15 protein-coding genes and 1 pseudogene are annotated in these 15,764 nt (G+C 47.0%); 4 read left to right on the top strand and 12 right to left on the bottom strand.

Features of this window, described 5'->3' with window-relative positions; all coding sequences use genetic code 11:
• Positions 1 to 75: 75 nt before the first annotated feature.
• The 5 genes from deoB to ACYCS5_RS07740 form a co-directional block, all read right to left on the bottom strand.
• Entirely contained in the window at positions 76 to 1,257 is a 1,182-nt protein-coding gene (gene deoB, locus ACYCS5_RS07720; RefSeq protein WP_459761026.1) for a phosphopentomutase, read from the bottom strand.
• A gap of 32 nt (positions 1,258 to 1,289) precedes the next feature.
• Positions 1,290 to 2,468 carry a NupC/NupG family nucleoside CNT transporter gene (locus ACYCS5_RS07725; RefSeq protein ID WP_134903749.1) on the bottom strand — a complete coding sequence of 393 codons (1,179 nt, stop codon included), beginning with the start codon at positions 2,466 to 2,468 and terminating at the stop codon, positions 1,290 to 1,292.
• A gap of 75 nt (positions 2,469 to 2,543) precedes the next feature.
• Complete coding sequence (locus ACYCS5_RS07730) at positions 2,544 to 2,939, bottom strand: cytidine deaminase (RefSeq protein ID WP_029519322.1); 396 nt, start codon at positions 2,937 to 2,939, stop codon at positions 2,544 to 2,546.
• Positions 2,940 to 2,969: 30 nt separating this feature from the next.
• Complete coding sequence (gene deoC, locus ACYCS5_RS07735) at positions 2,970 to 3,632, bottom strand: deoxyribose-phosphate aldolase (protein WP_029519323.1); 663 nt, start codon at positions 3,630 to 3,632, stop codon at positions 2,970 to 2,972.
• A gap of 208 nt (positions 3,633 to 3,840) precedes the next feature.
• The gene (locus ACYCS5_RS07740; RefSeq protein WP_023990386.1) at positions 3,841 to 4,776 is read right to left on the bottom strand and encodes a sugar-binding transcriptional regulator; all 936 of its coding nucleotides are present in this window, start codon (positions 4,774 to 4,776) and stop codon (positions 3,841 to 3,843) included.
• Positions 4,777 to 5,051: 275 nt separating this feature from the next.
• On the opposite strand from ACYCS5_RS07740, the gene ACYCS5_RS07745 reads away from it, so the two are divergent.
• The gene (locus tag ACYCS5_RS07745; protein ID WP_029519325.1) at positions 5,052 to 5,465 is read left to right on the top strand and encodes a chemotaxis protein CheW; all 414 of its coding nucleotides are present in this window, start codon (positions 5,052 to 5,054) and stop codon (positions 5,463 to 5,465) included.
• A gap of 60 nt (positions 5,466 to 5,525) precedes the next feature.
• On the opposite strand, the gene ACYCS5_RS07750 is transcribed toward ACYCS5_RS07745, so the two are convergent.
• The 5 genes and pseudogenes from ACYCS5_RS07750 to ACYCS5_RS07770 all read right to left on the bottom strand — a co-directional run bounded on the left by ACYCS5_RS07750 (position 5,526) and on the right by ACYCS5_RS07770 (position 11,821).
• On the bottom strand, positions 5,526 to 6,644 hold the full coding sequence (locus ACYCS5_RS07750; protein ID WP_029519326.1) for a slipin family protein: 1,119 nt from the start codon (positions 6,642 to 6,644) through the stop codon (positions 5,526 to 5,528).
• Positions 6,645 to 7,478: 834 nt separating this feature from the next.
• Positions 7,479 to 8,375 (bottom strand): annotated as a pseudogene (locus tag ACYCS5_RS07755) (fibronectin type III domain-containing protein); the annotation flags it as partial.
• A gap of 403 nt (positions 8,376 to 8,778) precedes the next feature.
• Entirely contained in the window at positions 8,779 to 9,879 is a 1,101-nt protein-coding gene (gene ribD, locus ACYCS5_RS07760) for a bifunctional diaminohydroxyphosphoribosylaminopyrimidine deaminase/5-amino-6-(5-phosphoribosylamino)uracil reductase RibD (protein ID WP_029519328.1), read from the bottom strand.
• Positions 9,876 to 10,640: a GTP cyclohydrolase II gene (locus tag ACYCS5_RS07765; RefSeq protein WP_459761027.1), complete on the bottom strand. Its 765-nt coding sequence runs from the start codon at positions 10,638 to 10,640 to the stop codon at positions 9,876 to 9,878. The genes ribD and ACYCS5_RS07765 overlap by 4 nt, the downstream gene beginning before the upstream one ends.
• Before the next feature lie 83 nt (positions 10,641 to 10,723).
• A complete protein-coding gene (locus ACYCS5_RS07770) occupies positions 10,724 to 11,821 on the bottom strand; it encodes an FAD-dependent monooxygenase (RefSeq protein WP_459761028.1) in 1,098 nt (365 codons plus the stop codon).
• A gap of 266 nt (positions 11,822 to 12,087) precedes the next feature.
• Between ACYCS5_RS07770 and ACYCS5_RS07775 the strand changes: the two genes are divergently transcribed.
• Positions 12,088 to 12,423 carry a winged helix-turn-helix transcriptional regulator gene (locus ACYCS5_RS07775; protein ID WP_013312049.1) on the top strand — a complete coding sequence of 112 codons (336 nt, stop codon included), beginning with the start codon at positions 12,088 to 12,090 and terminating at the stop codon, positions 12,421 to 12,423.
• Between the two features lie 148 nt (positions 12,424 to 12,571).
• On the opposite strand, the gene ACYCS5_RS07780 is transcribed toward ACYCS5_RS07775, so the two are convergent.
• A complete protein-coding gene (locus tag ACYCS5_RS07780; protein ID WP_013312050.1) occupies positions 12,572 to 12,964 on the bottom strand; it encodes a winged helix-turn-helix transcriptional regulator in 393 nt (130 codons plus the stop codon).
• A 148-nt stretch (positions 12,965 to 13,112) separates the two neighbouring features.
• On the opposite strand from ACYCS5_RS07780, the gene ACYCS5_RS07785 reads away from it, so the two are divergent.
• Positions 13,113 to 13,631 (top strand): DJ-1/PfpI family protein, encoded by a 519-nt coding sequence (locus ACYCS5_RS07785; protein ID WP_069011589.1) that lies wholly within the window; start codon positions 13,113 to 13,115, stop codon positions 13,629 to 13,631.
• Positions 13,632 to 13,824: 193 nt separating this feature from the next.
• Positions 13,825 to 14,526 carry a YoaK family protein gene (locus ACYCS5_RS07790; protein ID WP_029519333.1) on the top strand — a complete coding sequence of 234 codons (702 nt, stop codon included), beginning with the start codon at positions 13,825 to 13,827 and terminating at the stop codon, positions 14,524 to 14,526.
• Between the two features lie 12 nt (positions 14,527 to 14,538).
• On the opposite strand, the gene ACYCS5_RS07795 is transcribed toward ACYCS5_RS07790, so the two are convergent.
• Positions 14,539 to 15,714: an alanyl-tRNA editing protein gene (locus tag ACYCS5_RS07795; RefSeq protein ID WP_069011590.1), complete on the bottom strand. Its 1,176-nt coding sequence runs from the start codon at positions 15,712 to 15,714 to the stop codon at positions 14,539 to 14,541.
• Positions 15,715 to 15,764 lie beyond the last annotated feature (50 nt).

The raw sequence follows: 15,764 nt of genomic DNA on the forward strand, positions 1-15,764 counted from the left end.
GTCTCATTTGTCCATGCTTGTATCGTTATTTGTATCGTTACTAGTAATCTTGCTTGTACTCTTGCTAGTCTTTGATTACTGAAGCTCTGCCAAAAAGCTCGTTCCGTGTTCAGGCAGTTTTACACCAAAGTTATCCGCTACAGTCGCTCCAATATCAGCAAAGGTTTTACGAACCGCAAGCTCCTTGCCCCCAGCTGTAAAACGCGGGGAATATGCCAGCAAAGGTACATATTCGCGGGTGTGATCCGTTCCCCGATACGTCGGGTCATTCCCATGATCTGCAGTGATGATCAGCAGATCGTCATCGGTCATTTTGGCAAAAACCTCTGGCAAACGCGCATCGTAATCGTCCAAAGCTTGACCATATCCCTGCGGATCACGACGGTGACCGTATACAGCGTCAAAGTCCACCAAATTCAGAAAGCTTAATCCGGTGAAATTCTCATCGAGCGTAGCCACCAGCTTATCCATGCCGTCCATATTGGACACTGTACGCACCGCCTTCGTCACACCCTCACCGTCATAAATGTCGGAGATTTTACCCAAGGCGATCACATCCAGACCTGCATCCTTCAGCTCGTTCATAGTAGTGCGACCAAACGGCTTGAGCGCATAATCATGCCGATTGGAGGTACGGGAGAAGTTCCCTGCCTCGCCTACGAACGGACGTGCAATAATGCGACCCAGCATGTACGGATCTTCCAGCGTGATTTTACGGCAGAACTCGCAAATCTCATAGAGCTCCTTCAAAGGTACAACTTCCTCATGCGCTGCAATTTGCAGCACAGAGTCCGCCGAGGTATAGATGATGAGCGCTCCAGTTTTCACGTGTTCTTCGCCCAGCTCATCCATGATTTCCGTTCCGCTAGCAGGCTTATTGCCAATCACTTTGCGACCTGTGTGCTCCTCAATGCGTTGAATCAGCTCATCCGGGAACCCATCGGGAAATACACGGAAAGGAACTGCAATATTCAAACCCATGATTTCCCAATGACCCGTCATCGTATCCTTACCATTGGACGCTTCCTGCATCTTAGTGTAATACGCGAGCGGCTTGTCGGCCGCTGCCACTCCTTCTATGGAACGAATATTGGACAGACCGAGCTTACCCATATTCGGCATCTTCAGACCACCGCGTTCGCGGGCAATATGACCGAGCGTATCTACATCGTAATCATCAAACTGGGCAGCATCCGGCGCTTCGCCGATACCAACCGAGTCCATAACCACCAAGTGAATCCGTTTAAATTTAGACATTATAAAAATCCTTTCCTGACTCGCTGTTTTTTTTACAAAAACAACCCTGCAATCGTTGCCGACAGCACGCTAACCAGCGTTGCCCCGTACAACAGCTTCAGACCAAAGCGGGCCACCACATTTCCCTGTTTTTCATGCAACCCCTTCACCGCCCCGGAAATGATACCGATGGATGAGAAGTTAGCAAAGGATACGAGGAATACCGATACGATCCCGACCGTGCGCTCCGACAAGCCTGTTTGCTTGGTCAGATCCAGCATAGCCACAAATTCGTTGGATACGAGTTTGGTAGCCATAATGCTGCCCGCCTGAACGGCTTCGTTCCACGGAATACCCATGACAAAAGCGAAAGGCGCAAACACATATCCAAGCAGCGCCTGAAAGCTGATTCCAAACAACCAGGAGAAAATCCCGTTAACCATGGCAATCAGCGCCACAAAACCGATCAGCATCGCAGCTACCGTAATCGCAACCTTGAAGCCGTCCATAATATACTCTCCGAGCATTTCGAAGAAGGACTGCTTCTCTTCCTCCTGAACCTCCAGTAAATCATCTTCTTTCTCAATCTTGTACGGATTAATAATGGAAGCGATAATAAAGCCGCCGAACAGGTTCAATACCAAAGCTGTGACCACATATTTGGGGTTTAACATTTGCATGTAAGCTCCCACAATCGACATGGACACCGTAGACATCGCAGACGCACACAGCGTATACAACCGATGTTTTGGCAGCAGACCAATTTGCTTCTTAACGGAAATAAACACCTCGGATTGACCCAAGATAGCCGAAGCTACAGCGTTGTAGGATTCCAGTTTACCCATTCCGTTTACTTTGCTCAAGACAAGCCCGATATATTTAATAATAAAAGGCAACACTTTTACATATTGCAAAATACCAATCAGCGCGGATATGAACACGATTGGCAGCAGTACACCGATAAAGAACGGGGCTGCTCCTTCATTCGCAATTCCGCCAAAAACAAAGTTAATCCCTTCCATAGCATAACCAATCAGACTATTAAACCCTTTTGCAAAACCTTTGACTAGAATTTCACCAATCCCTGTATTCAGCAATACAAAAGCTAGCGCTGCTTGCAGAACAACCATAACCACCAGCGGACGATACCTGATTTTGCGCTTGTCACTGCTGGCAACGTAAGTAAGTGCAAATACAACAAGCAGTCCTACCAGAGCGATTACATATTTCATTTAATTTCCCCCTTATTACATTAAGCGCTTACATTCCCCATAAAAAGAACGCGCCCCAAAGAGGCATTCTTTTTTTTATTTCCCCAGATCCGCAGGTCGAAAGGCACCCGGCAGTAATTGATCCACCGTCCACTCTTCCGTGTTGCCATGAAGGTTTGTCAGATAAATTTTGGTATCTTGATGAGCAAATTCGGAAATGACCTGACGACAGGCCCCACATGGAGACACAGGCCCTTCCGTATCAGCTACAACCGCAATCGAATCAATTTTCCGGCAGCCTTCGGATACCATTTTAAAAATCGCTGTCCGCTCTGCACAATTGCATAAGCCGTAGGAGGCATTTTCCACATTACATCCGTGATAAATCGTGCCATCGCTTCCGAGAACCGCAGCCCCCACCTGAAAATTCGAATACGGAACATACGCCTGTTTACGCGCCTCAAGCGCTTTCTGAATCAATTGATCCTTCATTGCGAATCCCTCCATGACTTTAAAATAAACTTAGTAGGAAGATGTAGACTGCTCGCCCTCGATGATTTTCACACCGGAACTTGCACCGATCCGACTTGCGCCAGCTTCTACTAATTTTTGCACGTCTTCCAGACTGCGTACACCGCCTGAAGCCTTGACACCAATCTCAGGTCCTACCGTTTTGCGCATCAAAGCCACATCTTCCGCAGTAGCTCCACCTGTTGAGAAGCCTGTCGAGGTTTTCACAAAATTCGCCCCCGCTTTGACGGACAGCTCACATGCCAGTACCTTCTCTTCGTCAGTCAGCAGGCAGGTTTCGATAATCACTTTTACCAGTGTACCAGCAGCTGCTTCCACGACCGCACGGATGTCCTGCTCGACGAGCTGTACATCACGTTCCTTCAAAGCGCCTATGTTAATAACCATATCAATTTCAGTCGCTCCGTTAGCAATAGCATCTTTCGTTTCAAATGCTTTCGTTGCGGACGTGCTCGCTCCCAGCGGGAAACCGATAACTGTACAAATGGCTACGCCTGTGCCTGCGAGCTGTTCTGCTGCATAAGCTACCCACGCCGGGTTCACACATACAGAAGCAAACTGATATTTTTTTGCCTCGGCAGTCAATTTCGTAATTTCATCCTTCGTCGCATCTGCACGCAACAATGTATGGTCGATTAATGCTGCAATGTTCATATCTAAAAGCTCCTTCATTAGATAAATAGTTGAAGACAAAAGTCCTTTATTTCTCTGTGATGAGATCATCATAGCACGGCTTTGAACATATGTAAAACACATTTTGAAATTATGTTCACGCTTGTACATAAGGCGCTCACCTACCATTCATATTACCCTGTAGGCACACGCCATAACCGTGTATTTTGCTGGATGGAGGCGACTTGCTCTATTGTAAAAGTGCTTGTGCCGTAAACTGATCCGTCACCAAGATATTCGCATACTTGCCACGCAGCGATGCCCGAATGGCCTCCACTTTACGCTGGCCTCCAGCGACGAGAATGGACTTCTCCTTCTTTCGCAAATCAGGCAAATCAATCCCGACGGTACGACTATTGATTTCCTGACTGCATATGTTGCCCTCAGCGTCAAAAAAGCGTGAGCAAATATCGCCCTTGCCAATTCTTTGCAGTAGCTTCTGCTCTTCCCCGTTAAAATAACCCAATCGGAACAGCAACGCATCCTCCTTGACCGTCCCCACCGTAAACACCGCGATGTTCGCCTGCTTGCCAAGTTCGATGATACGCTGGATATGCCGATCCTCCTCGACCATTTTCTTAACGGCGTGACTGTCGAAAATTACAGGCAGCGGCAAATACCTTGCTATAGTATGAAAGGCTTCTGCGAACAAATTCACGGTTTCCACAGCATATGTGTTGACATGTGAATGGCTCACGCCTCCCTTGAGCTGAACCACCTCAACTCCCTTGACCTGCTTTTGTTGGAGATGAAGCGCCACGGCATGCATGGTTGTTCCCCATGTCACTCCAATAATATCAGCATCCTGTACCGTTTCATGCAAATAATCGGCTGCTTTTTTGCTAATATGCTTCTTGATCTCCTGATATTCATTTAACGGCGAATAACAGACTAACACAGTATCCAGTCCGTATTTCTTCTTCACCTGCTCTCCGAGCGCGTCCATATCCTCCATCGGGTCCACAATACTAATCCGCACGTATCCTTGTTCCTTGGCAGCCTGAAGTAACCGCGATACCGTAGGACGCGAAACCCCGAGTCTGACCGCGATATCTTGCTGGCTGTAGTCGTTTAGATAGTATAATCTGGCTGCTTCGATACTTAATCGCTGCTTTTCATGATCCACTCTACCTCAACCCGCTTATCTTAAAATGTAGTGCCATCGGACACAGCTTTAGTCCCAAACATTATATATGAAGGGAAACTTGAAGCCACGCCTTGGCCGTATGGTTGTTATTTTGGAAGATTTAACTGCTCGTTTGTGATATTCTGTGAGTAACTACAACCATTTTACCGCATCCTCAACTTTATCGTTCCATCTGTCAAAACGCAATAGTTAACCCATTTTACCGCTCAATCACAACCTGTGATGGCTCATCTGAATAGATAAGGAGAATTGTTATGTCTGAATTTATTGTGTGCAGTCTAGCGGACAAAAAGTTCGCTTTAAACTTTGTGGAAGTAGAAGAAGTCATGAATGCTAAGAAGGGAACTCCGCTTCCCTTTTCCGAAGCATGGCATGAAGGAATGGTGACTATTCGCGGCAATGTATTTACGATCCTTAATTTACGCAAAAAACTGCTTCTTCCTGCATCCAGCGATTCCTCCGAGGACAAAATGATTTTGCTCAGCCGTGCGAAGATTGCTCTGCTTGTCGATCAGGTGGAGGACACGGCTTCTGCCGAGGACAGTCAGCTACAAAGCAATGAGGAAGAGTGGCAGCGCGAGTTGTTCCCTACCGTGATGGAGCATCAGGGTACCCTCATTCCGGTGATCGATATGGACGCTTTTCTCGCATCCACCAAGACGAACTAAAACGCAAAATACTCCCGAACCTTGAGGCGGCTTGCACTCATCGTTCGGGAGTATTTTCAGTTATTGGAGTCCCTGCCCCTCTTTCATGTGAACCAGCGTGTTCAGCTGCTCCAGCAACGTATTCCCGCCAGTTAGCGAAATCGTGCCAATCTTCTCGCAGATTTTTTCCATGAATTCTAGCTCTTTGAGACGATAGAGAGTGGCGTTCTCGTCCATCAGCTTGGCCGTATTGAGCAGACTACGAGTGGATGCCGTCTCTTCACGTCGTGTGATGAGGTTGGCCTGTGCCTTCTTCTCTGCCAACAGCACCGTATTCAGAATATCCTTGATATCCCCCGGCAAAATAATATCCTTCACCCCTGCTGACGTAAAAGTCACTCCATATTCGTCGCTCTGCTCATTCAGTCGAGTCAAAACATATACCGCAATCTCCTGCTTCATTTTCAGCAAATCATCCAGCTTCATCGTGCCAACGTATTCGCGTAACAACAGTTGAAGCATAATGTACATTTGCTCCTCGTATGCCCGGAATTCTAATGCCCGCAATGGGTCGATGATACGGTACTGACAGACGAAGTTGAGGCGCAGCGTAATTTTGTCCTCTGTCATGATTTCCTGTCCCATCAAGTCCATTTGCTGTTGTCGCATATCTATCGTTTTGATCTCTGTATTCACCGTGGACATCCAGAAATAATATTTACCCGGTTTCAGCTCACCCTGCAACACATTATCGTAATACAAAAATCCTAATTCATAGCTGCCCACCTGAAGCGCCTTCCAGAAGCCCGGTGTCTTGGACAAGAATGCTTGCCCCAATGCCTTATCAATTGCAGGCTGCCGAGTATCTGCACGAACAAAACGATGTTCCTTGAGCACGTTCCAATAAGCATATTTCCCAGCCGTCAGCAGCTCCACAAACCGATTATCCTCATAATGCAGCACATATTCATGGTCCTCTACATCAATGACATTCAATTGCTCAAGCAATAGGGGATCTGTCAAAAACAAACGAATATCATGGTCCGGTACAAAAAATGGTTCGGCTACATTCAAAATTTCAACCGCTTCCTGCTGAAATGTCTTCAATAGGTAAGTTCCTGGTTGCAACAATTTGTGGTAGCTTCCTTTTTTGAACAGCAATCCGCGCTCATCGGATTTAATTGTTATCTTCTTAAACATCGTATCACTCCTAGTATTTAGAATCCTCAACTTAAAAGAGTGCTTTTTTCTACGTGTGGCGCTCCGCGATCCATTTGATCTTCCGATCGCTGTTGCTCCTGAATTTTTGGATTTGATGAACCCCTTATAGGGTTAAAATTCAGGGGCAAAGGCGAACGCTTCGCTTCTTCAGATTCAAATGGACCGCTCCGTAGCTGCCCGCCTTAAAATTAACACACTTTTAAAATGAGGATTTTTTATTTTTATTTGTTGTAGTAGGGTTAGGACCCTTGCAGAGCATCCCTCCGGTGTGAACGGCGGGGTCAAGCTTGAGGAAAAAGAAAGATACCGCCTGTTTTCGTGTTCTAAGGATGGGATTCATCAGCCCAACATCGACTGTGAATCTGTATCCCCGAAGCCTCGAGCCCTGTCGGTGCTTGCTCTCTCCGGTATCCGCTGGCCACATAGCCATCGCCCCGGTATCTGTCATCAAGACCAGACATGGGATGCTCTTATCCGGGTCTTTTCATTGTTTTTATTCGATCATTCGAATACTCTACCAGAAGTCGCGTGGAAGGCGATTGGGAATCGAACCCTAATTGTTGGTGGATACGCAAGTTTACAGGATACCTGACCCCATCAGGGCAGGCACTGCGGGACCTTTGGAAATCCGCGCCTCGGTAATATCTTCCTGTATCAGCCTTTATCATTATCGCGTAATCTAGAACTCGCGAACATGGCGAAAGTATTACGACCCTATAAAAAACGAAAAAGACACAGGAGAAGCATATGTGCTTCCCTCGTGTCTTTCTTTCTATAGTTAACTAGTCGCGTTCGTATCTTAGGCCTGATCCACTAGGATGTTTTTTCGAAAACGGGATCAGCGCCTGGTGTTGGAAGTTCTGGAAGTTCTGGAAGTTCTGGAACGTCTGTCGTTGTTGAGGCAATCTGCTGGTGTGTATAGCTGAATGGAGGGGTCTCGTATTGCAATCCCGCCTTTTCATAGGTAAACCAATAGCTGACACCCTTCCCGATATCGAGGTCTGTTACCCGCTGCTCCCAGACACCGCCGTTGTTGGTCATTCGGTAATTGAGCTGTTGTCCACCCGTTAAAGTGTAATGCACGTCAACATAGGCCGAGGCTGTTTTAGGTGTAAATTGAAGCAATGCTTCACGATCGCTGACAAAACGAGCTCCTGCTTTATAATCCTCCGTTTCTCCGCCACCCTCATTACCGCCAGATGCTGCCTCCGTAGTTACCGATACAGCATGGCTTGCTGCAGATAGGTTACCAGCTGCATCGCGAGCCTTAACGGTAAAGCTGTAAGTTGAAGCTGCATTTAGCCCTGTCATTGAAGCGGAAATACCGCTTATCTCTGCCGCCTGTGCCCCGTCCTTATAAACGATATACCCAGCAACGCCAACATTGTCTGTAGCTGCATCCCACTCCAGAGTGACTGCCGAAGCCGTTTTGGTCGTAACTCGCACATTCGCCGGGATGGATGGAGCCTCCGTATCAGGCTGCGGATTGCCACCGCCGCTTCCATTTCCGGCATTAAAGCTATTCGGCTGCACGGTAATACTGTGCCCATCTGAGAAGGTTACTGTTTTGACCTGGTCTGTAAAGTTGTAGGCCACATAGGTTTTTACACCGTTTTTTTGAAATACGGCATAAATAGGTGAATTAGCGGTGATGCTGCGGTCGATGTTGCCTACAGCATCCAAATTATAGATCCAGTGGTAGACATTCGCGTAATTATGTTTTCAAACTCACCCCATAAGACATTCACCCTATAAGTTATTCATCCCATTAACCATTCACCCTAATAAACGTTTAGTATATAAAAAAAGAATCCTCCAGGCCTTTTAGCCCTTCAGATCCTCTGTTTTGAATTTATAAGTTTTTGAGCCTTTGAGTTTTTGAGTATTTAGTTTCTTATGCCCTTCCCATGCTCCACAACATTTCGGAAAAAGAGTGACTTTGCGGTGAGCGGCAGCGGAGCGAAGGGGTTGAATCTGGAGAAGCGGAAGCGTTCGCCTTTGCAGTGGGATTCTTACCTTTAAATCTCTCATACAATCCGAAGAATCCCACTGCAACAGCGATCGGAAGATCAACCTCTCCGCGAAGCGCCTCCTCCACCCGAAAACAACTCACTCATTTTCCCCGCTCAAAATACCCTTCTATTTTCCAATCTACACCAACCTGTGTCACGCTCAAATCATGCAATGCCACCGCATCGCTCATCGCAGACACGCCTTCTCCCCCGAGAAATCCCGGGGCTGCACGTCCTCCAACCAGCTTCGGCGCCATATACAGCACCAGCTTGTCTGCCAGCCCTTGCTGCACGAACGAAGCGTTCACTTCGGCTCCGCCTTCCACGAACACCGATGACACCTCCGCTGCCCCCAGAATATCCAACATTTGCGGCAGGTTAACCCGATCGCTGTTTTCATCCTGTGTCGGATATACTTTTACACCCAGCTGTTCCAGCTGGCTTCGCTTGCCTTCATCGTAGGCCCGTCCTGTGAATATCCAGGTCGGAGCCTCCCCATCTGTAATGACACGAGCATCCAATGGAATTCGAAGCTTACTATCCAGAATGATACGAATCGGATTCCGTCCTTCTGGTAGACGAGTCGTAAGCTGAGGATTATCATGAATCACGGTCTGTACACCGACCAGGATTCCTACATGCTCGTGACGAAGACGATGCACATCCTCCCGTGCAGCCTCAGATGTGATCCACTTGCTTTCAGAGGTTCGAGTTGCAATTTTACCGTCCAGCGTTACTGCTGATTTGATCGTAATAAAAGGACGCTTGCTCACGATATATTGATTGAACACTTCATTCATGCGGATGGATTCCTGCTCACATACGCCGACAATGACCTCAATGCCTGCATCTTTCAAAATCTGCACCCCTCTGCCGGAAACCAGCGGGTTCGGGTCCAGCGCTGCAATCACCACTCGACGAATACCAGCCTTCACAATCGCTTCCGCGCACGGGCCTGTCCGGCCGTGATGGGAACACGGCTCCAGCGTTACGTAAATCGTCGCTCCCTGAGCGTGTTCACCCGCCATACGCAACGCATGAATCTCGGCATGTGGCTCGCCGGGCTTCAGATGAGCGCCGATCCCAACGATACGGCCGTTGTTGACAATGACTGATCCGACGAGCGGATTCGGTTCTGTTTGCCCTTTAGCACTTCTGGCATTTTCCAGTGCCAGGCGCATATATTTTTCGTGAGTGGTCATAGAACCTCCCTGAGATCGGAATCCCGCAAATGGCCGGATCGTTCCACTTTTGTATTCAAATACCGTTCATTATATTGCGACACATCGCCCCAGAGCGGCATACGACCCGCCACATTCATACCCGATTTCTTTAAGGCATCCAGCTTTTTAGGGTTGTTTGTAATCAGAGTTACTGGCTTTTGTCTCAGGTGACGGAGCACACTAATGGCATCTGCATAATTGCGTGTATCATCTTCAAAACCCAATTGATGATTGGCTTCGACGGTATCCATGCCTTCTTCCTGCAGAATATAAGCCATTGCTTTACTAAACAAACCAATTCCGCGGCCTTCATGGTTAGCCAGATAGAACAATGCACCCGTTCCATGTTCCACGATCATTTTCATGGACTGGTGGAGTTGAAATCCGCAATCACAACGCTTGCTACCAAAAATATCTCCAGTATGGCAAATACTATGCATGCGAACTAATGCATTTTCCGACTGCTCGAAATCGCCGTACACCAAAACGCTTGACTGTTGTCCCTCTGCCAAATCCAGTGTGGACAATCGCTTCACAATCGTCTCAGCGGTGGCATTCAGTAAGTCCTGACGATCTTCCTCATCCCGTACAGGCAACCAGCAGTACCACTGAAAAACAACCGTTTCCCCTTCCAAATTAACTGGCAGCTTGATCGGTCCAACCAAAATCGTCGAAGATTGTTCTCCACGAACGGTTTGAATTTTATCGTTAAGTAGCGTAGCTACATCTTTCTGGTTCATCTCTTTGCACCATCCTTTATATAAGCTCTATATAGAAAATGCCTAATTCTTCAAAGGCTAATCGTTATTGTTAGGGTCATAAATCATTGAACTCTGTGTAAGAAATGTTCATGAAACGTGGATTCCATCGTCAGTTGCCGTTCCTGAAGCTCGGTGACAGCCTGCCGTCGTCCGTCTTCGAACGCCTTTAGGTCTCCTGCGGTATAGCTCTTCTGTCGTAAACGAAGAAGCTCACTGGCTAGCACATCGGCATCCTTCAAAGCTGCGTTCAAGCCAAAAGCTCCGGTAGGTGTCATGGTATGCGCCGCATCTCCAATAAGGACCAGTCCGTTCTGCGTCCAGGTGTCACTACGACTGCTGAAAATATCCAACGGTACGAAGTCCTTCCATGAACGAATATGATCATGCACACTATGCTTCAAATCTGGAAAAGCCTCTGTAAACCGTTGTATAAATGGTTCAAAGGATTGCTTAAACAGGGTTGGAAAGCTACCCTCCTCCACATTCCAGCCAATTTGAATATAGCCCTCAGCCTGCGAGAATAAAGCCAATTGTCCTCCGTTGACCCATGCCAGACGAGTGACGGGCTCCCACCCAGCAGGTGCCGTAATTTTCGCCCATAGCAGATCATAGCCGTGTCGAATGTTCGTCACAGGCATCTGCGCCAGCTTGCGCACAGTCGAATAGCGACCATCTGCCCCTACAATCAACGAACTGTGAATCGTGATCTCATGACCGTTCTTATCGCGGGCGGTCAAGCCCGTGTACCCCTGCTCGCTGTTACCTTCCAACGCAGTCACAGTTGTACCCGCCAGGTAACGGAAGGACTCGTAGGTTGACGCCTGTTTGAGCAAAGCCTCCAAAAATCGAGGCTGTGGAATATGAACCCCCACATTACCATCAACTGATACTGGCTTGACCGTCTTCACTTGCCGCTGATGCCCCCAATATTCGATCCTTGTGGAGGCGAGAACATAGTTCTCATGAATTTGTTCGAGCAGCTTATGCCTTTGGATCACTTCCTGACCCTCATCATTCAAGATTTCACCGCGAAAGGCCTTTCCCGCTATGCTCTGCCGCTCAATCAATATCGTGGATACACCCTGCGCCGCCAGTAGACAGGACAACAAAGTCCCTGCGGGTCCCCCTCCAACTACGCACACTTCACATTCCAGCTTCATCCGACTTCCCCCTACACCCAAACCATAACCTCAACGATTAGTTCGTACCTGTTCATTTAATTACATCATTAATAATATCAAAAATAACATCAAATTAAGTTTAAATTTTAAGTATTCATATCTTAAGCTCCGTCTCAAAGCTAACAAGTTACTTTATGTAACAAAGTATATTTATATCATATCATTTCGTCAAGTAATAAATTTATGTAAAGTAAAATCATTTACTTTTAACAGTGAATCGTTAATAATAAGCATGAGGTGATCACATGAACATTCCGCAGATGTGTCCACGGTTTGAAAAGGCTATGGAACTACTGAGTAAGCGTTGGACGGTATTGATCGTATTTCAACTAACGAATGGTCCGCAACGTTTCGTCGCTATTGAGAATTCAATTCCTAATTTAAGTGGAAAGGTCCTTTCGGACCGTTTGAAAGAGCTGGAGGAAGAAGGAATCATACAACGTATGGTTTATCCTGAGAAGCCCGTACGGATTGAATACTCTCTTACGGATAAAGGACGCGATTTAGCTCCTTTGTTTGACCATATCGGTACTTGGGCTACACGCTGGATTGAGGTTCTACCAGCACTTGAACAGCAATGATTCTTATTGAAGCAGCTTCACGTCTACCGCTATTGTTCCTAGACTAATATGATAAAAACACAGACTGCTAACATGCCAAAGAACGCCTTTGCTCTAAGTACAATTGTACTCATAGTGCAAGGCGTTCTATTTTTCATATGAAGGAACTTTAAACGTTTCCCTCACCGCTGCGTTGCATTTCCTCACGTATGGATTGCACCCGTTTTTTCCCCCAGTCATACATCATCTCCACAATGGGTAAAATCGTCATCCCCAGCTCGGTCATCGAATACTCCACCTTTGGAGGTACCTCGGGATACACTTCCCGGTGCACAATACCGTCCTCCATCAACTCCCGCAACTGATTGGTCAGCACTTTATGCGACAGCTTCGGAAACAGCCTTTGCAGGTCACTGAAACGATGCGCTCCTTCCACACCCAGATGCCATAAAATGACGACCTTCCATTTTCCGCTTAACACTGACAAGGTTAGTTCCTTTTCGCAGTTATAGTCTCCGTTAACGATCTTCTCCCGTATTTCTTCTCTTAGCGTATCAGACATATATAATTAACTCCTTCTAAATCATCATGGTCTTGCACTCTAATAGTAACCTGCAGGTAACCTCCGTACTTGAAAGTGCATTCTTCACAGCCTGACGAAGCCATCCTACAATAGTAGATAACGTTACACATTCAAGGAGGAATAAAGTATGAGTAAAAAAGCTCTTTTTATTATACCCCCAGAGCGCTTTAATGAGGATGAATTGTTTAAACCGAAGGAAGCGCTGGAGCAAGCAGGCGTTACCGTGACCCTAGCTAGTACAAAAACAGGCGAAATCACGGGTGACTACAACGGTAAAGCGACAGCTGATCTTGTTTTTACAAACGCTGTGCTGGCTGATTATGATGTAGTATCTGTGATCGGCGGATCAGGTACGAATGACCATCTGTGGAATAACGCGGATCTCCAAACTCTGCTAAAACAAACTCATGAGCAAAAGACTTTATTGGCTGGCATCTGCGCAGGCTCTGTAGCCGTGGCTCAAACCGGACTACTCTCTGGTAGAACGGCTACATGCTATCCAGTGGATATACAAAAGGATCAGCTTCAAGTGCATCAAGCCGAATATCTCGCTCAGCATGTCGTTGCGCATAGCGACATTATTACAGCCGATGGCCCAGATGGTGCACAGGAATTCGGCGCAGCCCTCGTTCAAGCTCTGCAATAAGCACATTCTCGAAGTTCCAGATGACACTTTAAACAGCACTCCAACAAGCCGCATCACGTCCTTTCTATTGTATGGGACCTGATGTGGCTTTTTTGTGTCATTTTCATGCTTAAGTGATTAATTTAATTGTATGGTCCTGGATTTTCGTGTTAGCTTTAAACAATCGACGTTTAGCATAGGAGGCTTATATGCCGTGTTTATGAAAGGCAAAATACATTTACATCAGGTAACGTCCGAATCGTTGCGACTGGGCGCCTTACTATCATTAGTAGGGGGCTTTTTGGACACATATACCTTTGTTGGAAGAGGCGGTGTTTTCGCCAACGCACAGACAGGCAATATCGTGCTGCTGGCTGTCAAAGTCATTCAGGGGCACTGGATTCAGGCGTTATCCTATATCCCGCCCCTGATCGCCTTTTCACTGGGGGTTTTTGTTGCTGAAGGGATTAAACGAAAATCAACCCACCGTTTAACTCCGGACTGGACCCGCGCAATTCTTTTACTGGAAATTGCGATTTTTTTCATCGTGGGATTGATTCCGCAAGGAGTTCCCAATACGGTAGTGGTGGTGATCGTCTCGTTCGTCGCTTCCGTGCAAATGACTTCCTTCCGCAAGCTCATTGATGTGCCGTACACCTCCACGGTCAGCACCGGTAACCTCCGATCAGCTATCGAGGCTGTGTATGTCGCCGTAACGACCAAGGACACGAACGCTGCCATTCGAGCGATGCGTTATGGTGTCATCCTGGCAGCCTTCTTGGTAGGAGCCTTGCTGGGGGGATTTCTAACTTTGACAATTGGGGATAAAGCCGTTTGGGGCGCTGTTGTTGCACTTATTTTTTCTTTTATTTTATTTACAGAAAAGGAAAAGTGGAAGCTTCCCCTACGCCACTAATCCTCCATTACATCAGCCCTGAACGAACTGGCGCTGGGCCGTTTCAAAGAAATTCAAAAGGTCTTCACGGGACGGGAATGCAGCCTGAGCTGATTGGTTGCTACCGCCCCCCTTACCGTGAAATGCCCCCAGATTCTCTTTCAAAAATGCTCCGCAGCTAACAGACTGGGTGCCGTTATGTGCCAGAAGGATTTTGTTTTCTGCTGTTGTGGCAAATAGAACAAGCAAATCATGCTCAGCTGTCAGCTTGGTAGCCAATTGCTGCATGTCCTGCAGGGATTTTTGTTCGAATACATGAGCAAGAACATGCCCCCGCACAGCAGATAGCAACTCTTTCGCCTGGTACGAAGCATTTTCCTCTTGTAGGAGCTCCACTTGCGCCTTAAGCTGTTTATGCTCCTGCTCCCACTTTTCGAATCGGGTCAAAATATCTTTTCGCCCGGTATTGAACTTCATAGATAACACGTCCAATATCTGAACACTATCGTTAAAATCCTGGAGTGCGCGAGCGCCACATTTGAAATGGATTCTTGCCATCCCCTTCTGCTTCTCCCATTTTAAGCATTTAATGATTCCAATTTCCCCGGTCTGAGCTACATGTGTGCCACCGCAAGCATTATATTCAATGCCCTCGATCTCGACAATCCGAATATTTTCTGTCACTTTGGGCGTTTTCACAAGCGGAATGTCCTTCAATTGCTCACGGGTTACAAAATAACTTTTTATGCTGCGATTACTATAGATTTGCTGATTTACTTCCTGCTCGATTGCCGATAGCTGCGCAGGCGTTATATCCGAACAGTTCACATCAATCGTGTCATATTCTTGTCCCAGATGAAAGCTTTCCGTACGGGCACCCAACAACTCTAGACAAACCGCTGACAGCAAGTGCTGCCCGCTATGCTGCTGCATATGATCAAATCTGCGTTCCCAATCCAATCGGCAGGCTACTTTCCGATCCTCCGGCAAACGCTCTACCTGATGCCAAATATCCCCTTCTTCGAGAACAACATCTAATACACGGACGCCCTGAATTGTTCCTGTATCACAAGGCTGGCCTCCACCATGCGGATAAAAGGCCGTTTCCTCCAGCGTAACCAAATATTTTCCGTCTCTTTCCATGCTCTGTGTAATATGAGTGTCCCACTCCGTAAGATTTGGAGCAGTGTAGTATAATTTTGTCGTCATTCCAGGTTCCTCACTTTTGGGTTTTTGGTCTCGTGCGATATCCACTTATT

It is taken from the genome of Paenibacillus sp. SEL3 (genome assembly GCF_054602585.1).